Annotated in this window: 24 protein-coding genes and 1 pseudogene; 13 read left to right on the top strand and 12 right to left on the bottom strand. The window is 59.2% G+C overall.

Translation table 11 applies throughout. The annotated features are described in order from the left end of the window. Positions 1-198: 198 nt before the first annotated feature. The gene (locus ACEN8E_RS03890) at positions 199-3,048 is read left to right on the top strand and encodes an RHS repeat domain-containing protein (protein ID WP_495591499.1); all 2,850 of its coding nucleotides are present in this window, start codon (positions 199-201) and stop codon (positions 3,046-3,048) included. Positions 3,049-3,214: 166 nt separating this feature from the next. Continuing rightward, a pseudogene (locus tag ACEN8E_RS03885) lies at positions 3,215-3,454 on the top strand (YebG family protein); the annotation flags it as partial. Between the two features lie 188 nt (positions 3,455-3,642). Here ACEN8E_RS03885 and ACEN8E_RS03880 read toward each other — a convergent pair. Beyond that, positions 3,643-4,662 (bottom strand): Glu/Leu/Phe/Val dehydrogenase family protein, encoded by a 1,020-nt coding sequence (locus ACEN8E_RS03880; RefSeq protein WP_495591498.1) that lies wholly within the window; start codon positions 4,660-4,662, stop codon positions 3,643-3,645. Between the two features lie 183 nt (positions 4,663-4,845). Here ACEN8E_RS03880 and ACEN8E_RS03875 point away from each other — a divergent pair, with 183 nt between their 5' ends. After that, a complete protein-coding gene (locus tag ACEN8E_RS03875) occupies positions 4,846-5,649 on the top strand; it encodes a SirB1 family protein (protein ID WP_495591497.1) in 804 nt (267 codons plus the stop codon). Between the two features lie 57 nt (positions 5,650-5,706). Here ACEN8E_RS03875 and maiA read toward each other — a convergent pair whose 3' ends face one another. Genes maiA through hmgA form a run of 3 tightly spaced genes read right to left on the bottom strand, consistent with a single transcriptional unit; the run spans position 5,707 to position 8,967 of the window. Next, positions 5,707-6,342, bottom strand: coding sequence for a maleylacetoacetate isomerase (gene maiA, locus ACEN8E_RS03870; RefSeq protein ID WP_495591496.1), 636 nt, complete (start codon positions 6,340-6,342; stop codon positions 5,707-5,709). Between the two features lie 12 nt (positions 6,343-6,354). After that, a complete protein-coding gene (gene fahA, locus ACEN8E_RS03865) occupies positions 6,355-7,659 on the bottom strand; it encodes a fumarylacetoacetase (RefSeq protein WP_495591495.1) in 1,305 nt (434 codons plus the stop codon). 3 nt (positions 7,660-7,662) lie between these two features. Continuing rightward, positions 7,663-8,967: a homogentisate 1,2-dioxygenase gene (gene hmgA / locus ACEN8E_RS03860; RefSeq protein ID WP_495591494.1), complete on the bottom strand. Its 1,305-nt coding sequence runs from the start codon at positions 8,965-8,967 to the stop codon at positions 7,663-7,665. Positions 8,968-9,132: 165 nt separating this feature from the next. Here hmgA and ACEN8E_RS03855 point away from each other — a divergent pair, with 165 nt between their 5' ends. After that, positions 9,133-9,930: an IclR family transcriptional regulator gene (locus ACEN8E_RS03855; protein ID WP_495591493.1), complete on the top strand. Its 798-nt coding sequence runs from the start codon at positions 9,133-9,135 to the stop codon at positions 9,928-9,930. A gap of 18 nt (positions 9,931-9,948) precedes the next feature. Here the strand turns inward: ACEN8E_RS03855 and ACEN8E_RS03850 are convergent, their stop codons facing one another. The 3 genes from ACEN8E_RS03850 to ACEN8E_RS03840 form a co-directional block, all read right to left on the bottom strand. Continuing rightward, a complete protein-coding gene (locus tag ACEN8E_RS03850) occupies positions 9,949-12,492 on the bottom strand; it encodes a LuxR C-terminal-related transcriptional regulator (RefSeq protein ID WP_495591492.1) in 2,544 nt (847 codons plus the stop codon). A gap of 141 nt (positions 12,493-12,633) precedes the next feature. Further along, the gene (locus ACEN8E_RS03845) at positions 12,634-14,001 is read right to left on the bottom strand and encodes a DUF1329 domain-containing protein (RefSeq protein ID WP_495591491.1); all 1,368 of its coding nucleotides are present in this window, start codon (positions 13,999-14,001) and stop codon (positions 12,634-12,636) included. A 23-nt stretch (positions 14,002-14,024) separates the two neighbouring features. Next, positions 14,025-15,818, bottom strand: a complete 1,794-nt coding sequence (locus tag ACEN8E_RS03840) for a DUF1302 domain-containing protein (RefSeq protein WP_495591490.1) — start codon at positions 15,816-15,818, stop codon at positions 14,025-14,027. 574 nt (positions 15,819-16,392) lie between these two features. On the opposite strand from ACEN8E_RS03840, the gene ACEN8E_RS03835 reads away from it, so the two are divergent. Then, on the top strand, positions 16,393-17,163 hold the full coding sequence (locus ACEN8E_RS03835) for an N-acetylmuramoyl-L-alanine amidase (RefSeq protein ID WP_495591489.1): 771 nt from the start codon (positions 16,393-16,395) through the stop codon (positions 17,161-17,163). A 73-nt stretch (positions 17,164-17,236) separates the two neighbouring features. Here the strand turns inward: ACEN8E_RS03835 and ACEN8E_RS03830 are convergent, their stop codons facing one another. From ACEN8E_RS03830 to ACEN8E_RS03815, 4 genes are all read right to left on the bottom strand, one after another. After that, entirely contained in the window at positions 17,237-18,148 is a 912-nt protein-coding gene (locus tag ACEN8E_RS03830; protein ID WP_495591488.1) for an SDR family oxidoreductase, read from the bottom strand. Positions 18,149-18,332: 184 nt separating this feature from the next. Beyond that, positions 18,333-19,235: an alpha/beta fold hydrolase gene (locus tag ACEN8E_RS03825; RefSeq protein ID WP_495591487.1), complete on the bottom strand. Its 903-nt coding sequence runs from the start codon at positions 19,233-19,235 to the stop codon at positions 18,333-18,335. Further along, positions 19,235-20,017, bottom strand: a complete 783-nt coding sequence (locus tag ACEN8E_RS03820; RefSeq protein WP_495591486.1) for a class II aldolase/adducin family protein — start codon at positions 20,015-20,017, stop codon at positions 19,235-19,237. The genes ACEN8E_RS03825 and ACEN8E_RS03820 overlap by 1 nt, the downstream gene beginning before the upstream one ends. Positions 20,018-20,240: 223 nt before the next feature. Continuing rightward, positions 20,241-20,696: a flavodoxin gene (locus ACEN8E_RS03815; protein WP_495591485.1), complete on the bottom strand. Its 456-nt coding sequence runs from the start codon at positions 20,694-20,696 to the stop codon at positions 20,241-20,243. A 102-nt stretch (positions 20,697-20,798) separates the two neighbouring features. On the opposite strand from ACEN8E_RS03815, the gene ACEN8E_RS03810 reads away from it, so the two are divergent. Together ACEN8E_RS03810 and ACEN8E_RS03805 are read left to right on the top strand one after the other, a co-directional pair. Beyond that, entirely contained in the window at positions 20,799-21,275 is a 477-nt protein-coding gene (locus ACEN8E_RS03810) for a PAS domain-containing protein (protein WP_495591484.1), read from the top strand. A 54-nt stretch (positions 21,276-21,329) separates the two neighbouring features. Continuing rightward, on the top strand, positions 21,330-21,935 hold the full coding sequence (locus ACEN8E_RS03805) for a hypothetical protein (RefSeq protein ID WP_495591483.1): 606 nt from the start codon (positions 21,330-21,332) through the stop codon (positions 21,933-21,935). Between the two features lie 3 nt (positions 21,936-21,938). Here ACEN8E_RS03805 and ACEN8E_RS03800 read toward each other — a convergent pair whose 3' ends face one another. Beyond that, positions 21,939-22,898, bottom strand: coding sequence for a MerR family transcriptional regulator (locus ACEN8E_RS03800; RefSeq protein WP_495591482.1), 960 nt, complete (start codon positions 22,896-22,898; stop codon positions 21,939-21,941). Positions 22,899-23,122: 224 nt separating this feature from the next. On the opposite strand from ACEN8E_RS03800, the gene ACEN8E_RS03795 reads away from it, so the two are divergent. From ACEN8E_RS03795 to ACEN8E_RS03770, 6 genes are all read left to right on the top strand, one after another. Then, positions 23,123-23,692: an antibiotic biosynthesis monooxygenase gene (locus ACEN8E_RS03795; RefSeq protein WP_495591481.1), complete on the top strand. Its 570-nt coding sequence runs from the start codon at positions 23,123-23,125 to the stop codon at positions 23,690-23,692. A 173-nt stretch (positions 23,693-23,865) separates the two neighbouring features. Further along, positions 23,866-24,576, top strand: coding sequence for a dihydromonapterin reductase (folM, locus tag ACEN8E_RS03790; protein ID WP_495591480.1), 711 nt, complete (start codon positions 23,866-23,868; stop codon positions 24,574-24,576). A 20-nt stretch (positions 24,577-24,596) separates the two neighbouring features. After that, the gene (folE, locus tag ACEN8E_RS03785) at positions 24,597-25,172 is read left to right on the top strand and encodes a GTP cyclohydrolase I FolE (RefSeq protein ID WP_495591479.1); all 576 of its coding nucleotides are present in this window, start codon (positions 24,597-24,599) and stop codon (positions 25,170-25,172) included. Positions 25,173-25,174: 2 nt separating this feature from the next. After that, positions 25,175-25,546 carry a dihydroneopterin triphosphate 2'-epimerase gene (gene folX / locus ACEN8E_RS03780; RefSeq protein ID WP_201195761.1) on the top strand — a complete coding sequence of 124 codons (372 nt, stop codon included), beginning with the start codon at positions 25,175-25,177 and terminating at the stop codon, positions 25,544-25,546. A gap of 96 nt (positions 25,547-25,642) precedes the next feature. Beyond that, positions 25,643-25,939: a DUF1244 domain-containing protein gene (locus ACEN8E_RS03775; RefSeq protein ID WP_007986756.1), complete on the top strand. Its 297-nt coding sequence runs from the start codon at positions 25,643-25,645 to the stop codon at positions 25,937-25,939. After that, complete coding sequence (locus ACEN8E_RS03770; RefSeq protein WP_495591478.1) at positions 25,932-26,270, top strand: HopJ type III effector protein; 339 nt, start codon at positions 25,932-25,934, stop codon at positions 26,268-26,270. Before ACEN8E_RS03775 ends, ACEN8E_RS03770 begins: the two co-directional genes overlap by 8 nt. The last annotated feature ends 70 nt before the right edge of the window (positions 26,271-26,340 follow it).

Genomic DNA, 26,340 nt, shown 5'->3' with positions numbered 1-26,340 from the left:
GGGTTGGACGTGACGGTTATTCTGCATGCAGAAAAAAGGCCAGAGGCTGTCAGGTGAGATGGTAGCCCGTTGGCGCGAGGCACGTTCTGCGTGAACCACGACATTTCACTCGGCGCTGACCTGTTAGTTCTTACAGTATCCGTGTTTGGAAAATCGGGGCACATTGTCTGAATCGCAGCTTCTTACTTCGAGTTGTCCTTGCCTACCAACTTAAGCAGCCTCGACCATTCCACACCCACGATCACGGTCATCGAGCCGAGAGGCCTGTTGATTCGTGATGTCGGGTACTGCCGAAACGTGGTGGGAGGCGCCGCCCAGGCTCGGATCACTCGCCGGGCCTACAATCAGGCTGGCCAACGAGTAGCCGATTGGGACCCACGCCTAGCAAAACAGGCTCAAACTGAACCGGCAATCAAGCCCAATCTCGTCACCCACTACAGCCTGAGTGGCGGTGCGCTGCTCACGGAGAATGTGGATGCTGGCTGGCGGTTGGCATTGTTGAATGATGTGGCAGCAACCTGTTTAAGCTGGGACTCGCGGGCAGGCCGGAGATATGTCCAATACGACCGACTGCTCAGGCCGATAGCGGTGACCGAACAGGAGGCGGTGAGCGCACCAAAAACGGTTGAACGCTTCACCTTTGGTGACAGCCATTCGAAATCTGCTGCGCAAAACAGTTGCGGTCGCCTCACTCGCCATGACGACACTGCCGGCACTCGGCACATTGCAGGATATAACCTCAATGGACAGGTTCTGGAGGAAACACGACGTTTTTTGAAGCAGGTGCACACGCCGTCCTGGCCATTGGAGCTGCCGCTTCGTGACGAACTGCTCAACGAAGAGGGTTTCATTTCCAGTTCTCGATACGCACCGTCTGGTGAGTTATTGGAGCAGGTAGACGCAAAGGGAAATCGCCATCGTCACTGCTACAACCCGCTTGGACAAACCCGTCGAATACAGTTGAAGCTGGTCAACGCAACAGAGCAAGTCGTACTCAGCGATATCAGCTACAACGCTAATGGCCAGGTACAAAGTGAAACGGCCGGTAATGGCGTGATCCGCAGCGCTGAATTCCACCCTCAGGATGGCAGACTTTTGCGGCTCGTCTCGCGGCCTCCCACTGATTCGAAACTGCAAGATCTGACTTATGACTACGACCCGGTAGGCAATATCGTTCGAATTGCAGATGCGGCTCTCACAACGCGTCACTTTCAAAATCAACAGACACGACCTGAGTCGACCTTCGGTTACGACTCGCTTTACCAACTGATCAAGGCCACGGGGCGCGAAAGCTGTTTGCCTTCCGAAGGCCCTGAACTGCCGCACCATCAGCCTCTGCCTCTTGATCCGACACAGATGGCCAACTACGTTCAAACCTTTGAATATGACGCTGGCGGTAACCTGGAAAAACTGGTGCATGTCGGAGCACGGCAATATTGCCGGCAAATGATTACCGCACCAGACAGCAATCGCAGCCTGCCATTGCCTGATGATGGAAGCGAGCCGGACTTCGCCAACCGCTTCGATCCGAACGGCAACCTCAAGCATTTACAGGCAGGCCAGGACATGAACTGGAACCTGCGTAATCAATTGCAGGAGATCACGCTGGTCAGTCGAGCAGACAACATTAACGACCGCGAACGCTACATCTACGACGGTAGCGGACAACGAGTACGCAAGATCACCAGCACTCAAGCCAAAAACGTAAGCCATGTTGCCGAGGTTTTGTACCTGACAGGCCTGGAGATACGTACCAATAGTGCCAGGAGTGAAGTCCTGCACGTGATCAACGTGCAGACCGGACGCGGCAATGTTCGAGTGTTGCATTGGGAGACCCGGCCCCCAGGAGAGGTCGAAAACGATCAACTGCGTTTTGGTCTTAGCGACCATTTGGGTTCCAGCTCCCTGGAACTGGACGCTTACGCGCGGGTGCTGAATCGGGAAGGCTATTATCCGTTTGGTGGCACGGCATGGTTCGCCGCCCGCAGTGAAACCGAAGGCAAGTACAAGACCATCCGCTATTCGGGCAAGGAGCGAGATATCAGTGGGCTTTACTATTATGGGTTTCGGTATTACGTATCGTGGTGGTGTCGGTGGCTCAGCCCAGATCCGGCGGGAACTGTGGATGGGCTGAATCTCTACATGATGGTTGGCAACAACCCTATTTCGCGCGTCGACCCAAACGGACTGGTAGGGACCGCACCACCTCCCATTCCGGCCAGACCTTTCTTCACGACGCAATCCGCTGGCCCTCCGGTTCCTGGACGCCCAACACCTCGCCCGATCCCCCCGGGGCCGTCAGAAATCTCTCGAGTGTCAGCACAACCTCAATATGCATTGGCTGCTAGTGATTTAGATGTCCCCTCAGACCTTCCCCCTCCACATAAAGCTATTGAAGTAGACAGTGCCGCTCTGGACCTCATAAAAATAAAAGACATTTCCAGTAGTTTCGAAACCTGGCTGACAAAATTCACCGAGACAGACTGGTTTGTGTTGAAAGATTACTCGTCGATGCTTGCTTTGGATGCCCACGGTCTTTCAAAACAGCACATCGGTGCGAGTAACGAAGTTTTTGCTTACCGCTTTAGTGAAAAACTGAACTTGAACATTGTTCCTGCCACCATCATCCGGCCAGGAGAAGACCGGCACGTTCTCTCTCGCTATATCCAGCCAAACACCGGAGCCGTAAGTTTTGATCGGCGGGAGTCAAGCCTGTATGTGTTTGATTTTTTGCTCAACTCACGGGATCGAATTGATGACGGACTGCATGGAAATATCGTTTTTGATCTAGCTGGCAAAGCCTATGCCATAGATCATGACCAAATATTGGAGCCTGGTTTTTCCGCTATCGAACCCAGTCGGATAACAGATGAACATCTCGCTTTCTTTACGAGCGATCCATCGACCAAAGAGCGACTGATTGATACTGATTGGGGAGCTTTTTTTGATAATCACGCATTGCAGCCCCCTCCGATAAACAGAGCACAAGCAAAAGTGGAATTTCTTGGAAGAATCAACTTTATTCGTCAGCGACTGATCACGCCATAACGAGTGAGTCCCGATTGCTCCGAATAAAATCCCCAGCCAGAATCCTGACTCAGCAGCTAGAGTAAAAAGCCACTACCCAAAAGGCAGGGATTCGCTTATCCTTTAAGCTGTATATAGATACAGTAGTCGAAACCGACAACCAATGTGAAGGCATGTGAGGTGGTGAATGGCCGTCGAAGTGGTATACCGCAGCAGCCGAGATCTGGAGCGCTTGTTCATGGATAAAGCCGAAGCTGACCGTCATGACAAAATGCTCGAACTGGCCGAATTGCTGGCTGAAGTGTTGCATAAAGCCGTTCCGTCCCTGACCGAGCAGCAAGTGGAAGAAGCCGGGATCTACATGGCGAAGAATCGCGATGTGTTCGCCAAGGCGTTCAAGAGCCAGCCGGACGCCCTGTCCGAACTGCTCAGCACACCGGTTGAAGTCGCAGAACCTGTTGCAGCGGCCGAGGCCGTTGAAGCCGCTGAGCCGGTCACCCCGGCCAAGCCTGCCAAGGCCCCAAAAGCCGCCAAGTAAGCAAAGCCCAAATTGAACAGGCCCTGAATCGAATGGTTCAGGGCCTTTTTCATGCCTGTGGAAAACTCATATCCCATTCAGCGGTACAACACTTTCTCTGCCAATTCATCGGCCACCCGTGCCGGTGAGCGTTTTTCCGCCTGGGCGTGGGCGAAGACTTCGGTGAGTCGCGAACTGATTTTCGACAGGTGTGCAGTGATGGTTCCCAACTCTTCACCTCGATGTTTGAGCGATACATAGATCAAGCCACCGGCATTGATCACGTAATCCGGTGCGTACAGGATGCCGCGACGTTCAAGCTGGTCGGCAACGTCCAGATGCGTCAACTGATTGTTCGCCGAGCCGGCCACTGCCGAGCAGCGCAGTTGCGTCACGCTGTGGCTGTTCAGCACCCCGCCCAAACCGCACGGCGCAAGAATATCGCAAGGTGTGCTGAGCAGCGCGTCGTTGGCGATGGGGTGAGCCCCGAGTTGCTCCATCGCCAGTTGCACCTTGCCGTGATCGATATCGCTGACCAGCAGTTCGGCCCCGACGGCGTGCAATTGTTCTGCCAGGGCATAACCGACATTGCCCAAGCCTTGAATGGCGACGCGCAGGCCTTCGAGGTTGTCGCTGCCCAGTCGCGCCATCGCCGTGGCGCGAATACCGGTGAACACGCCCATCGCTGCGTGTGGCGCTGGGTCACCCGCCGAGGTGGTGCTGGTGACGTGCTGGGTTTGCTGGGCGATGCAATCCATATCCGCAACCGAGGTGCCACTGTCGATGGCCGTGATGTAGCGCCCGTCGAGCTGATTGATACAGCGCCCGAAGGCTTCGAACAGCGCGGCACGGTTGGCCACGTGAACCGGGCGAATGATCACCCCCACGCCGCCGCCCTGGGCCAGGCCGGCCAGTGCCGCCTTGTAACTCATGCCGCGGGCAAGGCGCACCGCATCCTCGACCGCAGACTCGTCGCTGGGATAGGCAAGGTAACGACAACCGCCCAAGGCAGGCCCCAGGCGGCTGTTATGAATGGCAATGACCGCCTTCAACCCGGTGGCCGGGTCGACGCTCAGATGCAGCGATTCAAGGCGAGTGCTTTGCATGAGAGCGAACATCGTAGGGCTCCCGAATCACTTCTTGTAGTCGCCAGTATAGGCTTGCGCCCAAAAATTGCAGAAGCGCACAGGAATAAGCACGGCCGCGATGCAGGCTTTCGGAAATAACCCGTGATCGCCTTTTTGCGGCACTGGACGAATGCCGGAGAGGGGACTAAAACGAGGCATTGCCCGGAGATTTTGATGACCCCGCGCCAATCGTTCTTCGCCTGCCTGCAACGTTCACCGCCCGCGCTGTTCGAGGCGGCACTGTGGATTGCGGCCGAGCACGACAGCGAGGTGGAGCCGCAAGCGCTGCTGGCCGACTTCCAGACGTTGCAACAACGGGTCAGCGGCGGCTTGCCGATGCTTCCGGTCAGCGAACTGGCCCAACCACTGTTGCGGCGCATGAACGAACTGGGCTTCGCCCAGGACGACTTCACACCTCTGCGCCCGCAAGTTGCACTGCTGGACAAAGTACTGGAACGCCGACGTGGCCAACCCTTGACGCTGGGACTGATTGCAATGGAGTTGGCCAGGGGTCTGGAGATTCCCATGGTCGGAGTCAACTTCCCCGGGCATTTCCTGCTGCGGGTGCCGGGCGCCGATCATTTGCTCGATCCCTGCGGCGGCCGTCGCCTTTATCCGAACGATTGTCGGGAATTACTGCTCCGCCAGTACGGCCCGAACATAAAGCTCAGCGCCGAACACCTGGCAACCGCCGAGCCGGTGCAGATGCTGCAACGACTGTCGCGCAACCTGCGCCAGTTGTACCTGTCCCACGACGATGTCATCAATGCCTTGATCGACGCCGATCGCGTCCTGGAACTGGGCAATGCCAGTGCCACCGACTACCTGGCCCGGGCCAGCCTGTACCAGCGGCTGGACTGCCCGAACGCCGAGCGTTTTGACCTGGAGCACGCACTGCTGCTCAGCGACGATCCAATCCAGCGGATTCGCCTCACGGACCGTCTGGGGCATCTGCCGCCAAACGCCATTGTTCACTGAGCACAAAACCTTGTGGGAGCGAGCCTGCTCGCTCCCACATTAGGGCAGTGTGAAGCGTTAAGGTGTGTCTGGCTGGTTCGCCGGATGCGCCTTGATGAACGCCGGGTGTGTCGCCGCCAATGCCGCCACGCGCCGGATGCGCGGAAAAGCCTCAAGAGAAACCTTGAAACGCTCGGCCGCGTACAGCTGCGGGATCAGGTAGACGTCCGCCAACCCAGGCTCGGGGCCGAAGCAGTAACCGTCATCACCGATCAACTGCTCTACCGTGGCCAACCCCTGGACGATCCAGTGGCCGATCCACTCCGCCACTTGTGGTTCGTCGAAGCCCGTCTGGCGCAGTTGATTGAGCACGCTGACGTTATGCAGCGGGTGCACATCGCAGCCGATCACTGCCGCCACGCCGCGCTCATGAGCGCGGGCAGCCAGATCTCCGGACAGCAGTGGCACCTGTGGATAACGTTCCTCCAGGTATTCGATGATCGCGGGAGACTGGATCAGCAATTCGCCTTCATCGGTGCGCAAGGCCGGCACGCGACCCTGCGGGTTGATGCCCAGATAAGGCGGCTGCCGATGCTCGCCGCCCTGCGGTGCGATCAGGTTGACGGGCACAGATTGATAATCCAGGCCCTTGAGCGCCAACGCGATACGCACCCGGTACGAAGACGTCGAACGGTAGTAGGTATAGAGTTCCATGCGCCACTCCTTTCAGCGTGCCGGCAGCACTTTGCCACGGCATTCGCCGAAGCCGATGGAGGCGAAACCGTCACGGCTGCAACGGCCGCGCAGGATGATTTCGTCACCGTCCTCAAGGAATCTGCGCACCTCGCCCGATGCCAGCTCGATCGGCTTTTTACCGCCCTCGGTAATTTCCAGCAGGCTGCCGAACTGACCGTTCTCCGGCCCCGACAACGTGCCCGAACCGAACAGATCACCGGCCTGCAATTGGCAACCATTGACGCTGTGGTGCGCGACCATTTGCGCCACGGTCCAGTACATGTGCCGGGTGTTGCTCAGGGTCAGGCGATGGGCCGGCAGGTTCTGCTCGCGCATGGCCTCGGTGAGCAGCAGGACCTCCAGCTCGATGTCGAACGCGCCAGCGGCCTGATCGCGCTTGTCGAGCAAGTACGGCAGCGGCTGCGGATCGCCTTGCGGGCGCGCAGGCTGGGCACGACGGAACGGCTCCAGCGCTTCGGCGGTGACAACCCACGGCGAAATACTGGTGATGAAGCTCTTTGACAGGAACGGCCCCAGCGGCTGGTATTCCCAGGCCTGGATGTCCCGAGCCGACCAGTCGTTGAGCAGGCAGAAACCGGCGATGTGATCGGCAGCGTCGCCAATGGCAATCGAGTCGCCCATGTCATTGCCCTGGCCGATCCAGATGCCCAGTTCCAGTTCGTAGTCCAGGCGTGCGCAAGGGCCGAATGTCGGTTCGCTCTGACCGGTCGGCAAGGTCTGGCCTTTCGGACGGCGCACGTCGGTGCCGGACGGGCGAATGGTCGACGCACGACCGTGGTAGCCGATTGGCACGTACTTGTAGTTCGGCAGCAACGGGTTGTCGGGACGGAACAGTTTGCCGACGTTCTGCGCGTGCTCGATACCGACATAGAAGTCGGTGTAATCGTTGATTTTCGCCGGCAGGAGCATCTCGCAATCCGCCGCCAGCGGCAGCAGTTTTGCACCCTGGGCTTCGATCTTGCCGTGCAGGGTGCTGCCCTCGGCGAACAGTTCCAGCAAACGCTCGCGCAACGCGACGCGAGCCTCGCGGCCCAGTTCGAAGAAGGCATTCAACTGGCCGCCACAGGTGGCCTCGACGGCAGCCTTCGCGGCGCCATCGAACAATCCGGCTTCAAGAGCCGCCTGCAGATCAAAGATGTGTTCGCCAATGGCCACGCCGCTGCGTGGTGCCGAACCGTTGAGGCTGAACACGCCCAGCGGCAGGTTTTGCAACGGGAAATCAGCATGGCCGTTGGCGGATGCAACCCAGCTGCGAGTGATGGAAGTCTGCGTCATGGGTTATCTCCGGGTCGGGTCGAAAGTGGCGGGCAGCGTAGCCCAGCAGGCATCGTAAGTGTTTTGCAGTTGCGGGCAATCGAGGGCGAAACGGCTTGGTCGCAACACCTGGCTGGTCTCGAACATGAACGCCATGGTGTTGTCGATTTTCGCCGGTTTGAGGTCAGCGTTGATCGCTTTGGTGCAAGTCTCCCCGTCCGGACCGTGGGCGCTCATGCAGCTGTGCAGAGACGCGCCACCTGGCACGAAACCTTCGGCCTTGGCGTCATATTCGCCCTGGATCAGGCCCATGTACTCGTTCATCAGGTTGCGGTGGAACCACGGCGGACGGAAGGTTTTCTCGGCCACCATCCAGCGTGGCGGGAAGATCACGAAGTCGAGGTTGGCCAGGCCGTGGACGCTGGTTGGCGAGGTCAACACGGTGAAGATCGACGGATCAGGGTGATCGAAACTGACGGTGCCGATGGTATTGAAACGGCGCAGGTCATATTTGTACGGCACGTTATTACCGTGCCAGGCAACCACGTTGAGCGGCGAATGATTGAGCTCGCACGCCCACAGCTGACCGAGGAATTTCTGCACCAGCGTGGTGGGTTGTTGCAGGTTTTCGTAGGCCGCCACCGGGGTCAGGAAGTCCCGCGGATTGGCCAGGCCATTGCTGCCAATCGGCCCCAGGTCCGGCAGACGCAGCGGCGCACCATGGTTTTCGGCGACGTAACCGCGGGCTTGCGGGTCGAGCAGCTCGATACGGAATTTCAGACCGCGTGGCAATACGGCAATTTCCAGCGGTTCCAGTTCAAGCACACCGAGTTCGGTGGCTATGCGCAGGCGCCCCAGTTCAGGCACCAGCAACATTTCGCCGTCGGCATTGAAGAACACGCGCTCCATGGAACGGTTGGCGCGGTAGTTGTAGATGCTGATCCCGGCCGGTTTTTCAGCGCCCGAGTTGGCGGCCATGCTCACCAGGCCGTCGATGAAATCGGTTGGCTCGGCGGGAATGTCCAGCGGGTTCCAGCGCAGGCGGTTGGGGGTCACGTCACCCAGCGGGCCGCCGGCCAGTTGCCGATCAAGTTTGACGAACGCCGGATGGTTGGCCGACGGCTGAATACGGTACATCCAGGTGCGACGCGCCTCGCTGCGCGGCATGGTGAACGCGGTGCCGGAGAACAGTTCGGTGTAGAGGCCGTACGGGGCTTTTTGCGGGGAGTTCTGGCCGACGGGCAATGCGCCGGGCAACGCTTCGCTGCTGAATTCGTTGCCGAAGCCTGACAGGTAAGCCAACGCTGGCGTCGTTGAATCGGGGTTCATGGAGCCTCCTGAACAGGGAGTCGGCCGTGGCCGCTCGCTCTGATGCAGAGGTCGAGGCACGCCCGAGTTGTTTTTATCGTAATTTGATTACGCATAACGTAATTTGATCGACATCCACCGTCAAGCTATAAAGACGCCAATTTGTTTCCGGATCACAGTGCCCTCATGGAAAAAACCAGCGACAACAACGGTAAACAGAAAGTCCGCTCGGCCGAGGTTGGCACCGACATCCTCAAGGCACTGGCCGAGTTGTCGCCCTCGACTTCACTGTCGCGCCTGGCCGAACATGTGCAGATGCCGGCGAGCAAGGTTCACCGCTATTTACAGGCCCTGATCGCCAGCGGCTTTGCCGAACAGAACGCAGCCACCAACCATTACGGCCTGGGCCGTGAAGCCTTGCGCGTGGGGTTGGCGGCACTCAACAGTATGGACGTACTGAAAGTCGCCGCCCTGCCGCTCGCCGAGTTGCGCGATGACTTGAACGAAACCTGTTTTCTGGCGGTGTGGGGCAATCAGGGCGCGACCGTGGTGCATATCGAACCGGCGGTACGCGCGGTGACGGTGGTGACGCAACTGGGCTCGGTATTGCCGTTGCTCAGTTCCTCGACCGGACTGGTTTTCGGTGCTTACCTGCCTGCACTCGAAACCACGGACTTGCGCGCTCAGGAGTTGCACAACAGCAGCACTCACGCCTTGGCTGATCCGCTGGTGTACACGACGATTTGCGAGCAAATCCGCCAACGGGGCCTGCATCATGTGCATGGGTTGTTGATGCCCGGCGTGGATGCCTTGTCGGCACCGGTGTTCAACGCGATGGGCAAGATTGCCGCAGTGCTGACCGTGGTCGGGCCGACCTCGCTGTTTCACGCCGATGAAAACGGTCCGGCAGCGCAACGCCTGTTGGCGGCCACCCGAGCGGTGAGTTGGCGCATGGGGTTCGATCCCGCCACGTCGCCCCTCTGAACACAGCGGTTGTGCCGGCTACGCGTGCAATATCAACCCCATCTTCTTCGCCATGGCCACGGCTTGAGTACGACGCTCAACACCCAGCTTGCTATGAATTCGTCTGGCATGGGTTTTAACCGTATGCAATGAAATGAACAGTTGCTCGGCGATTTGCTGATTGGAGTTGCCTTGAGCAATCAGGCCAAGCACTTCAAGTTCTCGTCCGCTCAACAGGCTGGCATCGGCGGTCATGTCCACCGCTGGCGCCTCCTCCTGTAAACGACAGAGCAAACCGGGCTGGCGCAATACCAATTCGCGTAATGCCTGCTGCCCGTTGCAACGACTTGCCACCGCCAGTCCCGCATCCAGTGCAGCCTTGGCTGACACAGTGTCGCCCATCCGGTCCGCCACTTCGCATAGCGCCAGTTGCAGCTCTGTTTCCAACGCCAGCATCGCGTGCTGTTGTGCGTGTTCGAGCAACTCCTTGAGCCGCCCCAGTGGGTCTTGCGCCTGGTGCAGATGGGTCTGCGCCAACACCAATTGGTACTCGATCCGGGCAATCAGCTGAAGCGTGGCCGGTGGCGCCTGGCGCGCACGAGGCCCGCGATAGTGACGCAAGACCCGGGTCAGCGCCTCACAGGCCAATTCGGGTCGCCCTTGTTGCAACCAGAAATGGCTGCTGATCTGCAGCAGCACACTACGATAAACCGTATCGGGAATCTGCCGCTGCTGCATTACGCGCTCGGCTTCGCGCAGACGATCAAACGCATGGGCGTAATCACGCTGATTGGCAGCTATTTGCGCTTGCCCAAGAAAGCCATACAGAGCGTGCTTGTCCTGGCTTTGCAGACAGTCCTCCAGGCCGGACTGAAAGAAACCGGCAGCCAACTCATCTTGTCCCTGACAAAGCGCCAATCGCCCTCGTCGCAGAGCAATTCGCCCCAATAGCGGCGTCGGCCGATCAGCCTGTCGGGACAACCGTGAAAAGACATCTGCCAACAAATCCTCGGCGCGCCGGAACGCTCCGCGCAGCTCCAGCAACTGCGCGTGATCGAGTTCAAGCAGTCCTTCGAACAATAACGAACTCTGGGCGCGCGCCAGACACAATGCCTCACGATTGAACGCCAGTGCCGCATCGAGTTCGCCGTTGAGCAATGCCTGCTGGGTCAGGCCCGACAGGCACAACAATCGCGCCGGCCAGGCATCGGCGCTCAACTCGCCCAGCGCATCGAGAAAGTGCGCGCGGGCCGCCTCCATGCGGCCTTGCAAATGCAGCAACCAGCCCTGCTGCGCCTGCCAGCGTGCCAGCAGTTGCCGCTGCAGCGCCTGCGTAGGTTGCGGGGCAAATCGTGCCAGTTGCTCGATGCACGCGGCGGCACGATCGAAGCGTCCGGCAAACAACAACGCAGCGGTAACCAGCCCCACCAATTGCGGCGTGACAAGGGTCAACTCGGCATGCTGGCGCTCGTGGAGTGTCAACAACAGACAGACATTTTCGCGCCGGAACAAATGCTCGAAACTGAAGTGCTGCAACAGGCTGACAGCGACTTCGTACTCCTGAGCCAGCAGCGCCTGCTCGAAGGCGCCTTGCCAGTCCTCTTCAGCACTGAACCATTGGCATGCACGGCGATGCCAGGATCGCCCAGCCGGGGTCGGCTCTTCACGCATCGTCCGGGCCAGTGGCTCGAAGATCCGCAGCCACTCGACGGAGTCTTCCCAAGGCTCGATGAAGCAGCCCATTTCCTGCAAGGCGTGCAGCCACTGCGCGCCCTCCCCCATACCGAAAAGATGCTCGCACAAGCTGGCGTTGAAGCGCGGCAGGTGAACCAATACCAGCCAGACCTCAACCAATTCCGACGGCAAGGTGTTGAACAACTCGTGTTGCAGATAATCGAGCAACGTTGCCGAACGCCCCTGCTCACCCGACCACGGACAACCGTTGAGTAACGCGATCCGCACGCCGGCACACCAGCCATCGCTGCGCTCAACCACCCTTTTGGCAGTTTGTGCCGCCTGGGACGGCTCGACATGACTGAGCAATTGCCCGACCTCGGCCTCGGTGAACGCCAGCGCCCGGCCTTCGCACTCGTACAATTCGTCATCCAGCAGCAGCCTCGGCCAGTTACAGGAGGGTCGTCGACGGGAGCTCAGCCACCAGGTAACCGTCGGGCTGGCGACGGCCAACAGGCGATCGAGCATGCGGTCGAGTTCCGGGTTGGGTGCGCGGCAGTAATCATCGAGAAACAGCCAGGTCGGCGCCTCTGATCGGGCCAGATGCGCCAGCAGCCCAGGCTCATCCGCCGAAGGCAGACCCAAAGCTTGCGTCAGGCGCAAAAGAAAATCCGCCGCACTCAACGCCTCCCCCGCCAACGGCAGCCAACAGACCCGACAGCGCTCCGGCGCTCGCAACAGGCATTCGGTGAGCAACGCGCTCTTGCCACTGCCGGCCGGCGCACACAGCAACTTCACCCGCGCAGTCGAGACCAGCATGGGCTCAATCAGCCGCTCGCGGGACAGATGATGGGACGACAGTCGGGGCAAGAAGCCAGGGCGGTCCAGGCAGTGCCTCATAGCAGTCATAGTGGTGCGCCTTTTTTATAATTCTGGCGCCACCCTAGACCCCTCCCGAGCGCTTGTTGAAGAAGTATTCAACACACTGATCGTCCCCTATAAAAAAGGTGACCAAGAAGTCACCCTTTTGTGTAGGAGGATGTAGGAAACCTACCTTACTCCCGTGCTACGCAAGGCTGCTGGTGTGTAGTCCCCCGCCTTTGCATCGATGTTGAATTCGAAGCTGCGCTTCTCTTCGTTCTTCATTCCCAGGGCGATATAGCGACCGGCAATCAGGTCATACAGCGCTTCGACGGTGTAGGCCGGCACCTGATGATCGTAGTAGAACTGGGCATGGCCCTCGGCGACGCGCCAGAGCTGTCCACGCCCGTCGTAGTGGTCGGCCAGCGCCACTTGCCAGCTGTCTTCATCGATGTACATGTGGCGCTTGGCGTACACGTGCCGCTCACTCGGCTTGACCGTGGCGACGATTTCCCAGACCCGGTGCAGCTCGTAGCGGGTCAGGTCCTGATTGATGTGCCCGGCCTTGATCACGTCGGTGTACTTGAGCTCTGGCGAATCGAGCTTGTAGCTGTTGTAGGGAATGTACATCTCCTTCTTGCCGACCAGTTTCCAGTCGTAGCGATCCGGCGCGCCGGAAAACATGTCGAAGTTGTCGGTGGTGCGCAGGCCGTCGGACGAGGTGCCGACACCGTCATAGGCTACCTGTGGCGCACGCCGTACCCGCCGCTGGCCAGCGTTGTAGATCCAGGCCTTGCGCGGCTCCTTTACCTGGTCGAGGGTTTCGTGAACCAGCAATACGTTGCCCGCCAGCCGCGCCGGTGCGGTCACTTCCTGCTTGAAGTAGTTGAGGACGTTATCGTCGCTGCCCGGTTTCAGATCGCTGAGCAGCGAGGGCACGGCGACCTCGTCCTTGAAGCGGATCACGGTGAAATCGCCATTGGACTGCGGTGTTGCCTGGGTGATGGTGCGCCGCAGATTGCCGCCGTGGTAACGGGTCACGTGGTTCCAGATCACTTCCACGCCATTCTTCGGAATCGGAAATGCGTAGTAGCGATTGCCGGTGAAGTTGGCCAGACCGTTACCGTCGTTGATCGGTGTTACGTTAAGTGCACTGCGCTTGGCCGACTCATAGATTTCAGTCGGTAATGCCACGGTGCGGTGGCTCGGGTAGACCGGAATCCGGTAGGTCTCGGGGTAGCGCTTGAACATCGCGATCTGGCCGTCGGAGAGCTTGTCCTTGTATTTGTCGACGGTCGCCGCGGTGATCACGAACAACGGTTTTTCGCTGGCGAACGGGTCAGCCAGGAAACCCTTGCTGTCCACCGCGCCCGCGTTTTTCGGGATGCCGCCGGTCCAGGCCGGAATCGAGCCATCGGCATTGCCGGCCTTCTCTGCACCAAGCGGTGTAAGGCTGGTGCCGAGCTTGTTGGCTTCTTCCGGCGATACCGCGGCCATCACGTTGGCGGCCAGCAACCCGAGGGTCAGCGCGCCCAGTTGCAACATTGTCTTGCGCATCGAAATCATCCTTATCAGCCAGATCAGAAGTTCACGCCAAAGCTCAACGCCACGAAGTCACGGTCGGTCAGGGTGTTGAAGTCCCCACCGAAGAAGTCGGTGTAACTGAGGCTCGCGGTATAGGTGTTGCGATAGTCCGCATCGACACCGAGGCTGATGGCCTTGGCGCCTTCGTTGAACAGACCGTTGGGGCCAAAGCCTGAGACGTCGTGGGACCACGAGAGGTTGGGTCTGAAGTTGATCCCGGCGATGAGGTTGTTGTAGTCGAGGATGGCCCGGGCGCGATAACCCCATGAAGTCGAGGTCACGAAGCCGTCGGTATCGCCGCCGAATCCATACTGGCCATACACCGAGTCGCGGCCGTAGCGCAGTTTGGTACGTGCTTCCAGACCACCGACCCGAACCACCGCCGCCTCACCCACCAGGGTCAGGCGATCCGCACCCGCAACCTGATCGACGAAGTGCGTCAGGGTGCTCTGGATCTGCGTCACCTCCTTGCGGCGGTAGCCTTTGTTGTCGGCCCCCGGTGACGTGGCGATGGGCGATGCTGCGCCGCCCGCGATAGGGTTGAGCAACGCCAGGGTCAGGTCATTGGTGTTGACCTGCACCGGGGCGTTGGGGCGGTAGCTGATTTCCCCGCTCCACGCGGTGCCGGTGGGTAACGTGGTGGAGAAGCTGGCACCGTAGAGGCGGATGTCCTCCGGGTATTCGAGGTAATACTGGCCGCGACCGAGCATCACACTTTGGGCCAGGCCTGAGCCGGTGCCGGGGGCGACGCGGTTGGCGGTAGCGACGATCCCCGGAATGCTCGCCAGTGTACTGAGGCCGGCGGTGGTGGTCCCGACGCTCGGGCCGCGGCTGTGGTAGTTCAAGAAATACAGGCCGTATTCGGTGTCGTCACCCAGCCAGCGCAACGCCGTACCCCACTGTCCGGAATCCCGGGCATCGCGGTCACCGCCACGGGGAACGATCACGCCCTCCTTGCTGACCTCGAAACCCTGGCCAAAGGCAGCCGCAATCGGCTGCAAGGGTGCAATGGCCGGGCTGGCGACGGTGTAGCCCTTGTTGCAGCCATCCGCCACCACATCGACACCAAAGAAGGTGCCACAGTTATCGACGACCGTCTGGTCCCATTCCAGTTGATAGAAGCCTTCGACGGTCAACTTCTCCGTCAGGCCCTGGGAGGCGAACAGCATGTTGACCGGGATCAGGCCCTCCTTGATCTCGGCGCCAGGACGACGGAATGCGGACACGTCGACCGGGTTGATGCTGTTGATCGAATTGCCGATGAACGTGCTTTCCCCCCAACTGACCACCTGCTTGCCGGCGCGCACCGTGCCCGGCAAATCGGCGATGGAGTAGTTGTGATAGACGAAAGCGTCGAGGATTTGTCCACCTGAAGACTTGGCGCCCTCTTTGCGATTGTGATCGCTGATGTCCTTGAATGGACGGCTTTCATCCTTCAGTTCGAAGTCGTACCAGTACTTGCCACGCACAAACGCGCCGGTGTCGCCGTACTTCAGTTCGAGGTCGTGAATGCCCTTGAAGATCTTCGAGAAGGTTTCGCCCTTCTTGAAGTTCAATCGCCCGTCGTCGCCGGTCGAAGACTGGCCGGAACCACCGTTGACGATGCCCACCAGGGATTTATCCGCGTCACGCATGCCCCAGCTCGCGCCGACCGACAACGAGGAGTCGAACGTCCCCTCGATTTCCCCGATGTTGAATGAAAGGGCCTGCGCCTGGGCGCAACAGCCTAATGCGACCGCGGCCGCCAGCGCCTGCGGTGTGAAGATGGCGCGCATTGTTGTTTTTGTCATGCGTCTTCCCCGGTGAGTGACAGAAGGCCTCACCCTACTGCCGGGCACCGGGGTCGATAAGCGCACCAAGGAGGTATTCGTGGTGTACCTCTAAAGGATGACTGGCACTGGGGCATCATCCAGACGACGAGCGCCCGATTCCTGACTGTTGCCCCGGTTGCAACAGTGCATGTCCGGAATTGGTATTTTTCCTGCGACAACAAGGGCTTATTCTTGCCTGGCTGCCACGGTAAACCACCGCAAGGCACGATGTACCGGCCCACGCCGTGATGAAAGATTTCAGATGAATTGAGGATTCGGTTCATCGCCCCGTGTTCACCGACGTTGATTTGTAGCTCCTGATCCAACGTCTTACCTTGGCCGCTGCGTATGCAGCGGCCTTTTTTATGGGCGATGTTTTTTGATGAATAACGACTGCCAGTCAGTAACTCTGACTTTCCAGACTAAACTTCGCATCCCTACATTTCTTTCAGAAAGCGGCTACAGGCATCGGTAAACACCAAAAGCACTCTTGCCTTTAAGTTGAACAGCAAGTCGGCGAACGACTTCAAACTTACTTATTGCGAGTGCAACCATGAAACCCATCAACTACAACCAGTATCGTTCGATCAGAAGTGTCAACAGTCGAGTACGCTTTCTGATCCTTCACTACACGGCGGGCAACTTCACCAGTTCGATCAATGTGCTGACCGGTCCAAACGTCAGCGCGCACTATCTGGTTCCAGACATTACCGACCCCAGCTATCTGAAGGCCGGCTATACCGGGCAGGAAATTTTCAGCCTGGTGGATGAAACCAATCGTGCGTGGCACGCGGGCGTCAGTCAGTGGGGTAACCGCAGCAATCTGAATGACACGTCCATCGGCATTGAAATCGTCAATCTGGCAACTGACAACAACGGCGAATTCATCTTCCCGCCGTATCACCCCGAGCAGATTGCTGCGATTGAACAACTGGCACTGAACATCCTCAAACGCTATCCGGATATCACACCGACGCAGGTTCTGGGCCACTCCGATGTTTCGATCGGCCGCAAAAGCGACCCGGGGCCTATGTTTCCCTGGCAGGCGCTGCACTTGAAAGGCGTCGGCGCCTGGTTCGATGAAAGCACTCGGGACAAGTATCTGTGCCAATACAGGACATCGGGCATCCCGGCCCGAAGCGAATTGCTGGGTTTGTTCAAAACCTATGGATACGATATTTCGGGTGCTTCAACGGAAGGCGGTTTTAAACAGTTGGTGCGGGCATTCCAGATGCATTTTCGTCCAGAAAATTACGACGGGAAAATGGACGCACAAACCGCCGCCAATCTGAAGGCCCTGGTCTTCAAATACTTTCCAGGCTAATCGTTAGCCAACGGTTTCCAGTCAATACATGCAACAACCGGCAAGGTCAGTCAATGTGACCTTGCCGGCACTATCAGAGCGAATACCGCTGCAAATTCCCCATCATTTCCTTCAGCGCTTCGATGTTGTCCTTCGGATGCGCTGCCCCTTCAAAGTCGCAAATCTGCTGCCAGTGCGCCGCCACGTCTTCCGGGGAGAAACCCGCCCGTGGATCGAACCCGACGCCGAGGCTGCGCTCCCAGCGGACCTTGCCCATCCAGCCGCCGCCGACTTCGAACAGGCCGGAGGTTTCCTGGCAATTCTCGCTGCCCAGGTACACTACCAGCGGGCTGACCAGTTCCGGTTTGAGCTGTTCGAAGACTTGCGGCGGGATCAGGCCTTCGGTCATGCGTGTACCGCCGGTGGGGGCGATGGCGTTGACCAGGATGTTGTTCTTGCGGCCTTCGATGGCCAGGGTGCGGGTCAGCCCATAGAGACCGAGCTTGGCCATGCCGTAGTTGGACTGGCCGAAGTTGCCATAGATGCCCGAGGTCGACGCGGTGAAAATCACCCGGCCGTAGTTCTGTTCGCGCATGTGTGGCCAGGCGGCGCGGGTGACTTTATAGGCGCCTTCGACGTGGACGCGGTAAACCAGGTCCCAGTCGGCGTCTTCCATTTTGTGGAAGGTCTTGTCGCGCAGGATCCCGGCGTTGTTGACCACCACGTCGACACGACCGAAGACGTCCAGGGCGTGCTGCACCAGTTTGTCGCCGTCGGTGACCGAGTCATGGTTGGCCTCGGCGATGCCGCCGGCCTCGCGAATGTCCGCGACCACGCGGTCGGCGGCCGAAGCGTTGGCGCCTTCGCCCTGGGCCGAGCCGCCAAGATCGTTGACCAGCACCCTGGCGCCCTGTTTGGCGAACAGCAGTGCATGCGCCCGACCCAGGCCACCACCGGCACCGGTGATGATCACGACTTTATCTTCGAAGCGCACAGACTCATTCATGGGGGGGACTCCAGCAGGCCAAGGGACGATGAGTCCGAGTTTCAGGCACGACGCTGTGGGTCACAATCAACACGGGGGAGGCTGAATGGTGCGCGATAAGGCTGGGGGATGATTGAAGGAAAAGTAGACACGAACCCTGTGGCGAGGGGGCAAGCCCTCTCGCCACATCAATTCAATTCAAGATTCAGGAACACGCCACCTTGCGCGGCGGCAAGAGCAACTGATCGCGAAACGCCAGGTAGTGCTTGAGCACCTCGCCGCGCGCCTCGATCTGTGGGTAGTGGCCTACGTCGGGCAACACCACGGTGTCCGCGTCCGATATCAGTTCCCGATAACGCTCGACCATGTGCACGCCGGAGACCGGATCGACCCCGCCATCGATCACCCGCAGCGGCACTTCACCGCGTTGCATCGCGCTCACCCAGCGGTTGCGCCAGACACGCCGCTCCGGGATGTAGGCGATCAATTTGTGCATGATCCGTGGCCCGTGATGGCTTTCGACCAGGCTCCAGAAATCATCCATCTGGCTTTCACTGGGCCGGGTCTGCGGACCGAAAATCTGCTGGAAACTTCTCACCAGACCATCGCGACTGAAGGCGCGGCCAATCACCCAGCCCAAAGGGCTGAGCAAGAGTTTTTGCATCAGTAGCGGGCGATGGGTTTCCGGAAACAACCCGCCATTGAGAAACACGCAACTGGCCAGTTCCACCTTCGATTCGTAATGCCGGGCCAGCAGTTCCTGGGCCACGCTGTCGCCATAATCGTGGGCGAACAGGTGCACCGGCTGCTCGACACTCAAGTGTTCAAGCAGTGCCTGTTGCAGATCCGCTTGTTCCAGCAGGCTGTATTCGTGATTCGCCGGTTTGGCCGAATCGCCGAAGCCCAGCATGTCGCAAGCGATCACGCGAAAACGCTGGGTCAATGGCTGCCACAGGTAATGCCAGTCCCAACTGGCGGACGGAAAGCCGTGAATGAGCAACAACGGCTCACCCTGCCCTGCCGTCCAGTAACGGATGCTCTGGCCACGGAATACGAACTCCCGGCTGCGTTTGCGCCAGACACACAAAGGGATCTCGGCGAGTTCCATCAGAGTTTATAACCCGGATCCAGTTTATCGAGTTTGCGCAGCAGCGCTGGCCAGGCCAGCGCTCCGCCCATTCCTTGAGCACTTCTGGTGACACCCGCGATCATGGCTTTGGCGCCGGCCAGAATCTGCGGTTCGATGGCGATCAGCTCAGCGGCACCGTTTTGCGCCATGACCTGAATGTCGCAGGCACGCTGAAAGGTAAACATCATCAGGAACGTATCGGCGATGGAGCTGCCGCAGGTCAGCAGACCGTGGTTATGCAGCATCAGGAAATTGTTTTCACCGAGGTCGGCCTGCAGCCGGACTTTCTCTTCATGATTGAGCGCCACACCTTCGTAGGCGTGGTAGGCCAGGCTGGAAAGCACGAACAACGACTGTTGGCTGATCGGCAAGACCCCCTGTTTCTGTGCCGACACGGCAACCCCCGAAGCCGTGTGGGTGTGGAGCACGCAGACGACATCGTGACGGACTTCATGCACGGCACTGTGGATGGTGTAGCCCGCCGGATTGATCTCGTAAGGGCTGTCCATCAGTTTGTTGCCGGCCTGATCCACCTTGACCAGACTCGACGCGGTCATTTCATGAAACATCAACCCGAACGGGTTGATCAGGAAGTCTTCGGTGCCCGGCACTTTAGCGGAGATGTGGGTAAAAATCAGATCATCCCAGCCATGCTGGGCCACCAGACGATAACAGGCAGCGAGGTCGACGCGGGTTTGCCATTCGGCGGGGCTGACCAGGCCTTTGACACTCTGGGGGGATTGGACGGGGGCTACGCTCACGACTAGGAACCTCGGTTTTTATTATGGAGTGTTTCCAATGAATAACGAGTCTAGTCAGCCATCCGGGTTCGTGTAGTTGCATTGGCAGCCAGCTTGATGACCCAGCGAGTCAGTCACCCGGCTGCTCTGGATCCATGTCAAATGACCGGCGCCGGCAAGGGTCTGGCAGGCAGCGTTTACTGCACTGTCAGAACCCTGACCGAAATGGGTGCCGTGGCAATGGTCAGGCGCGAAGTGCGCTGATCAGTTCCGCCAGCCAGGGCTCGGCGTCCGTTTCGGGTGTCACACTTTCGCTGGCATCCAGGCGCAGCATTGGCAGTACTTCGCGAACGCCCAGTTCACCGAACAATTCACGCATCTGCTCGCCGCCGCCACAAAAAGTGTCGCCATAGCTCGCATCGCCCAGGCCTATCACTGCACCCGGCAAACCGCGCCAGGCCGCTGGCAATAGGTCACGAATGCTTGAATACAGCGGTTGCAGGTTGTCCGGCAGCTCGCCCATGCCAGTGGTCGACGTCACTGCCAGAAAGGCTTCGGGGCCAAACGCCTGGACATCGGCCAAGGTCGCACGGGGGTTGTGCCAGGTTTCGAAACCGGCGGCTTTCAACAGGCTGGCGGCGTGGCGGGCAACTTCTTCGGCCGTGCCGTACACCGAGCCGGAAATGATGGCGACTTTCATCAATCTGATCCTGAATCCGAGTAAAAGACCCGGATATTAACAGCACGGTCGGGATTGTTCTTTTAGAATGCAATCGACAATCAATCAGGAAAGGATACTCCGATGATCAACGCAAAACTGCTGCAACTGGCCATCAACGCCTCCAATGACGGTATCGTGATTGCTGAAAAGGAAGGCGATCAAGACAAGATCCTCATTTACGTCAACCCCGCGTTCGAACGCCTGACGGGGTACTCCAGCGAAGAAATTCTCTATCAGGATTGTCGCTTCCTGCAGTCGGGGGACCGTGACCAGGAAGCCCTGCCGTTGATCCGCGAGGCCTTGAACAAGGAAGGTTCCTGTCGGGAAATACTGCGCAACTACCGCAAGGACGGCACACCGTTCTGGAATGAGCTGTCCCTTTCAACGGTGAAAAATTCAGCGGACGGGCAAACCTACTTTGTCGGTGTACAGAAAGACGTCACCGCGCAGGTCAAGGCGCAACAGCGCGTGGCTCAATTGGAGGGGCAACTGGCTGAACTCCAGGCCGAGCTTGCTGCGCTCAAGGCGACGAACGGCAAAAACCAAATCCGGAATTAATGGTCAGTAAATACAATCACCACTGACTTTGTAACTATACCTTTCGAGCTGGCCATGCAACGCGACGCACTCCTGACCCAGGATGAGCTGGATTTCATCCAGACCATGCAGCACAACCCGCAACTCAATGTACGGGACGCGACGTCGAGCCTGCTCGTCAACGGTGGATCGCAAATCCGTGACCTGCTCACCCGCCTGGCGGCCCATGAGCAGGTCACCATTCACGCCAGCTTCGAAAACCAGCAGATGACCTTCCCCCTGCACCTGGTGGAAGACGAGTTCCATGCGCTGCACTTGCGTCTCGGCGTGCCGAGCATCTATGAAGACGGGCCGATGGTCCGGCCTTGGCGCCTGGTACTGGACGAACCAGTAGCACTGGAAAACGCCAAGGGTCAACCCGGCGCCCTGTTGGTACACGAAGTGTCGTGCAAAGGGGTTTTGCTGGAGGTTCGCAACAAGACCAAGCCGCCAAAGCATTTCGCCTTGTGGTTCAGCCCGTCAGGCTACGAGCGGATTGCCTTGCGCGGCACTTTCGAGAAAGAAAACGAACAGGGCTTCTACGCCTATCAGCTGAGCCAGAGTGATACGGACGAAACCGAGCGTCTGCGCCAGTTCATCCTGCAACAGCATCGCTTGACTCATCCAGCGCTGCATCTCTGAATCTCAAGTATCCAGAATACCCGCCAGGAACTGTTTCAGACGCTGGCTCATGACCTCCCCGTCATTGCCCAGGCAACCGATCGATGACCCGGCGAGGCTCTCCTGCGCCAGGTCAGAAGCATCACCGGCCAACATCAATTGACAATCCAGGCTCATCGCCAGGCGATTCAAGCGCCGGGGCAATTCGGGAGCCGGCACGTGATTGGAAAACAGTACCAGCGCCAACGGCTTGATCCTTTCACACATCAACGCCAGCTCCTCGAACGGCTGGCCCATGTTCAGCACTCGAACGGCGGTTGGTCCGGAACTCAGGAACAGGGCAGCGACCAACAGTTCCAGTTCCCGGCAATGGCCAACCAGGGCACAGATGACCACGCGGCGCGGTTGTTTTTCGCGCAGCAACAACAGACGCTGCAACACCCGGGAACGTAGAAAACCGTCCAGAAATAACCACTCGCTGGCTCCACCGAACTGGTCCTGACGTTGCAACAACCGCTTCCAGACAGGAATCAGAATGTCCTGAAACACCACCGGCAGGGTGTAACTGGAAAAGATTTGCCCGTAGACCTGCTCCAGTCGAATGTCGTCAAACCCTTTGACCGCAGCAAGAACCTGCCGCTGCCACTGCGCATAATCGGCTTCGACCAGGTTGCCGGGGATGATGTGCGACAACGCCTTGAGCGGCTCGGCCGCTGCCAGGATCTTGCCAATCTTGCTGACTGCAACACCGCGCTCGATCCAGTCGAGAATGCTGCGAACCCGCTCAATATCGGTCAGAGAATACAGGCGATGCCCACTTTCAGTGCGTGTCGGCACGACCAGTCCGTAGCGTCGCTCCCATGCGCGCAGCGTGACCGGGTTGACACCTGTCAGGCGCGCCACCTCGCGAATGGGAAAAAGTTCTTCCTGTTCGAGAGGGACAATCTGCGTAGAGCCAGAAGTATCGTCAGTAAGTACGGGCATCCTGTTGCAACATCCCTGTATCGTCCGGGCCTTATTCTAACTCGCCTGCCCCGTAAAGATTCCGTAAAAAAATTCCATGCCGCGAATCAACGAAAAACGTCGCAGACGTGACTGAGCGGATCAGGAATAATCCTTGCTTGTTCCGAGTCGCAGCCCACCACCCCGGCGCTGCGCCTGGCGAAGTTCCTATCCGGAGCGACGCGAATGTCTTTTGGAGATACACAATGTCTACCCCACCCGTCACGCTGATGGTCGCGCGCCGCGTTGCCAATGGTCGCTATCAAGACCTGATCGCCTGGCTGCGCGAAGGCGAACAACTGGCCACCGACTTTCCTGGCTACCTCGGCTCCGGCGTACTCGCACCGCCGCCCGGCGATGACGAGTTCCAGATTATCTTCCGCTTCGCCGACGAGCAGACCCTGCATGTCTGGGAGCATTCCGCCTCGCGCAGCGCCTGGCTCGGACGCGGCAGCGACCTGTTCGCCCACCCGACAGAACATCGGGTCAGCGGCATCGAGGGCTGGTTCGGTGCCACCGGCCAACGCCCGCCGCGCTGGAAACAGGCCGTGGCGATCTGGCTGGCGTTCTTTCCGGTTTCACTGCTGTTCAACTTTGCACTGGGGCCGCTGCTGAGCGAGATGGCGCTACTGCCCCGCGTGTTCATCAGCACCCTGTGCCTGACGCCGTTGATGGTGTATTTCTTCATCCCGCTGTCGACCCGTCTGCTGGCCAATTGGCTGAACAGCACGCCGGCACGACCATTGCCCGCCGAACCCTCCACCCAAAACCACTGATACCCCCCCTGTGGGAGCGAGCCTGCTCGCGAAGACGCCGGAACGTTCGACATCATTGTTGACTGACCCACTGCATTCGCGAGCAGGCTCGCCCCCACAAAGGATGCTGCGCAAATAGGTAGACTGCTTGCGTCGCTGGTATAGTTTTGCTCTCACCGCGATGCGAGCCGTTCATGACTTCTTCCGCAGCCCCTATCCTCATTACCGGCGCCGGCCAGCGTGTCGGCCTGCACTGCGCCCGGCGACTGCTGGAAGATGGCCATCGCGTGATCTTCAGCTACCGCAGCGAGCGTCCCGGCGTGCAAGCCCTGCGCGACCTGGGGGCCACCGCAGTGTTCGCAGACTTCGCCAGCGAAGCCGGGATCCTCGCCTTCATCGGCGAACTGAAAACCCACACCGACTGTTTGCGGGCGATTGTCCACAACGCCTCCGAATGGCTGGCCGAAACACCGGACACTGACGCCGCAGCATTCACCCGCATGTTCAGCGTGCACATGCTGGCGCCTTACCTGATCAACCTGCATTGCGCCGAACTGCTGCAACGCTCGAGCCCCGCCGACATCGTGCACATCAGCGATGACGTGACCCGCAGGGGCAGCAGCAAGCACATCGGCTATTGCGCCAGCAAAGCCGGGCTCGACAGCCTGACCCTGTCCTTCGCCGCCAGGTACGCGCCGGCCATCAAGGTCAACGGGATCGCGCCGGCCCTGCTACTGTTCAACCCTGAGGACGACGCGGCCTACCGCGCCAAGGCGCTGGCCAAGTCCGCACTGGGCATCGAGCCCGGCAGCGAAGTGATCTACCAGAGCCTGCGCTATCTGCTCGACAACCCTTATGTCACCGGCACCACCCTGACCGTCAACGGCGGAAGGCACATCAAATAAGTGTCCCGCGAGGATTTTCCATGACGTTATCCCTGCCCCAGAACGCCCTGTCCCAGAGCTATCGCGAAATCCTCATCGGCGTCGGCGAAAACCCCGACCGCGAAGGGTTGCTCGATACGCCGATGCGCGCGGCCAAAGCCATGCAGTACCTTTGCCATGGCTACGAGCAAAGTGTCGAGGAGATCGTCAATGGCGCGCTGTTCGCCTCCGACAACGATGAAATGGTGATCGTCGACAACATCGAGCTTTACTCGCTTTGCGAACACCACATGCTGCCCTTCATCGGCAAGGCGCATGTGGCTTATATTCCAACCGGCAAGGTGCTGGGCCTGTCGAAGATTGCGCGGCTGGTGGACATGTTCGCCCGGCGCCTGCAGATCCAGGAAAACCTCACCCGGCAAATCGCCGACGCCGTGCAACAGGTAACCAGTGCCGCAGGCGTCGCAGTGGTCATCGAAGCGCAGCACATGTGCATGATGATGCGCGGCGTCGAGAAACAGAATTCGACCATGAACACCTCGGTAATGCTCGGCGCCTTCCGCGAGTCGAGCAACACCCGCCAGGAGTTCCTGCAATTGATTGGACGGAGCAAGTAGCAATGCCACAACTTCAACCAGGCATGGCACGCATCCGGGTCAAAGACCTGTGCCTGCGTACCTTCATCGGCATCAATGAGGATGAAATCCTCAACAAGCAGGATGTGCTAATCAACCTCACCATCCTGTACGCAGCCCAGGAAGCGGTACGGGACAACGACATCGATCACGCGTTGAACTACCGCACGATCACCAAGGCGATCATCGCCCACGTGGAAGGCAACCGCTTTGCACTGCTCGAACGCCTGACCCAGGAACTGCTGGATCTGGTCATGGCCAACGAGTCGGTGCTGTACGCCGAGGTCGAGGTCGACAAGCCTCACGCCCTGCGATTCGCCGAGTCGGTATCGATTACGCTTGCAGCGAGTCGCTAGCTTCAAGCCACAAGCGCCAAGCTGTAAACTTGCAGCCACCGCCATCCAACTTGCAGCTTGAAGCTTGCCGCTTGAAGCTGTCTCGCAGAGACCACCATGACCGATCAACAACGCCTGGAACTCGAAGCCGCCGCCTTTCGCCGGCTGGTGGCCCACCTGGACAGCCGCAAGGATGTGCAGAACATCGACCTGATGAACCTCTCGGGCTTCTGCCGCAACTGCCTGTCCAAGTGGTACAAGGCGGCGGCTGACGAACGCCAGATCGAGGTCAGCCTCGACGAAGCCCGCGAAGTGGTTTACGGCATGCCTTACGCCGAATGGAAAGCCCAATATCAGCAAGAAGCCAACGCCGAACAACAAGCGGCGTTCGCCAAAGGAAAACCCAATGAGTGATTTGAACACCCTGCGCGCCAGCCTCAACAGCGGCGAACACGCCTTCGCCGACACCCTGGCCTTCATTGCCGCCGGCTACGACTATCAGCCTCAGGCCTTCAACAATGGCGGCGTGGAAAACGCGGCCGGGCAGAACGAAGGTTCGTGCAAGACCCTGGGTCTGGCACTGCTCGAAGGCTTGAGCGATGCAGAAGCCCTGCTGGCGTTCGGCGAGCACTACCGTTCGGTACTGGCGACGCCTGAAGGCAGCGATCACGGCAATATCCGCGCGTTGATTACCCATGGTCTGGCCGGGGTGAAATTCACTCAGCCACCGCTGACCCGCCGCTAACCGCTGTACTGTAGGAGCGAGCCTGCTCGCGATGGACTGAAGAACGCCACGGGGTGTCAGGCTCCCAGCG

This window comes from Pseudomonas sp. Pseusp9 (genome assembly GCF_059491265.1).
This window is presented reverse-complemented; position numbering and strand designations above follow the sequence as displayed.

What these genes read in the sequence shown, in the direction of transcription:
- ACEN8E_RS03880 (WP_495591498.1), bottom strand. Translation starts at nt 4,662, where the DNA reads ATGTTCGCTCTCATGCAAAGCACTCGCCTTGAATCGCTGCATCTGAGC.
- ACEN8E_RS03875 (WP_495591497.1), top strand. Translation starts at nt 4,846, where the DNA reads ATGACCCCGCGCCAATCGTTCTTCGCCTGCCTGCAACGTTCACCGCCC.
- maiA (WP_495591496.1), bottom strand. Translation starts at nt 6,342, where the DNA reads ATGGAACTCTATACCTACTACCGTTCGACGTCTTCGTACCGGGTGCGT.
- fahA (WP_495591495.1), bottom strand. Translation starts at nt 7,659, where the DNA reads ATGACGCAGACTTCCATCACTCGCAGCTGGGTTGCATCCGCCAACGGC.
- hmgA (WP_495591494.1), bottom strand. Translation starts at nt 8,967, where the DNA reads ATGAACCCCGATTCAACGACGCCAGCGTTGGCTTACCTGTCAGGCTTC.
- ACEN8E_RS03855 (WP_495591493.1), top strand. Translation starts at nt 9,133, where the DNA reads ATGGAAAAAACCAGCGACAACAACGGTAAACAGAAAGTCCGCTCGGCC.
- ACEN8E_RS03850 (WP_495591492.1), bottom strand. Translation starts at nt 12,492, where the DNA reads ATGACTGCTATGAGGCACTGCCTGGACCGCCCTGGCTTCTTGCCCCGA.
- ACEN8E_RS03845 (WP_495591491.1), bottom strand. Translation starts at nt 14,001, where the DNA reads ATGCGCAAGACAATGTTGCAACTGGGCGCGCTGACCCTCGGGTTGCTG.
- ACEN8E_RS03840 (WP_495591490.1), bottom strand. Translation starts at nt 15,818, where the DNA reads ATGACAAAAACAACAATGCGCGCCATCTTCACACCGCAGGCGCTGGCG.
- ACEN8E_RS03835 (WP_495591489.1), top strand. Translation starts at nt 16,393, where the DNA reads ATGAAACCCATCAACTACAACCAGTATCGTTCGATCAGAAGTGTCAAC.
- ACEN8E_RS03830 (WP_495591488.1), bottom strand. Translation starts at nt 18,148, where the DNA reads ATGAATGAGTCTGTGCGCTTCGAAGATAAAGTCGTGATCATCACCGGT.
- ACEN8E_RS03825 (WP_495591487.1), bottom strand. Translation starts at nt 19,235, where the DNA reads ATGGAACTCGCCGAGATCCCTTTGTGTGTCTGGCGCAAACGCAGCCGG.
- ACEN8E_RS03815 (WP_495591485.1), bottom strand. Translation starts at nt 20,696, where the DNA reads ATGAAAGTCGCCATCATTTCCGGCTCGGTGTACGGCACGGCCGAAGAA.
- ACEN8E_RS03810 (WP_495591484.1), top strand. Translation starts at nt 20,799, where the DNA reads ATGATCAACGCAAAACTGCTGCAACTGGCCATCAACGCCTCCAATGAC.
- ACEN8E_RS03805 (WP_495591483.1), top strand. Translation starts at nt 21,330, where the DNA reads ATGCAACGCGACGCACTCCTGACCCAGGATGAGCTGGATTTCATCCAG.
- ACEN8E_RS03800 (WP_495591482.1), bottom strand. Translation starts at nt 22,898, where the DNA reads ATGCCCGTACTTACTGACGATACTTCTGGCTCTACGCAGATTGTCCCT.
- ACEN8E_RS03795 (WP_495591481.1), top strand. Translation starts at nt 23,123, where the DNA reads ATGTCTACCCCACCCGTCACGCTGATGGTCGCGCGCCGCGTTGCCAAT.
- folM (WP_495591480.1), top strand. Translation starts at nt 23,866, where the DNA reads ATGACTTCTTCCGCAGCCCCTATCCTCATTACCGGCGCCGGCCAGCGT.
- folE (WP_495591479.1), top strand. Translation starts at nt 24,597, where the DNA reads ATGACGTTATCCCTGCCCCAGAACGCCCTGTCCCAGAGCTATCGCGAA.
- folX (WP_201195761.1), top strand. Translation starts at nt 25,175, where the DNA reads ATGCCACAACTTCAACCAGGCATGGCACGCATCCGGGTCAAAGACCTG.
- ACEN8E_RS03775 (WP_007986756.1), top strand. Translation starts at nt 25,643, where the DNA reads ATGACCGATCAACAACGCCTGGAACTCGAAGCCGCCGCCTTTCGCCGG.
- ACEN8E_RS03770 (WP_495591478.1), top strand. Translation starts at nt 25,932, where the DNA reads ATGAGTGATTTGAACACCCTGCGCGCCAGCCTCAACAGCGGCGAACAC.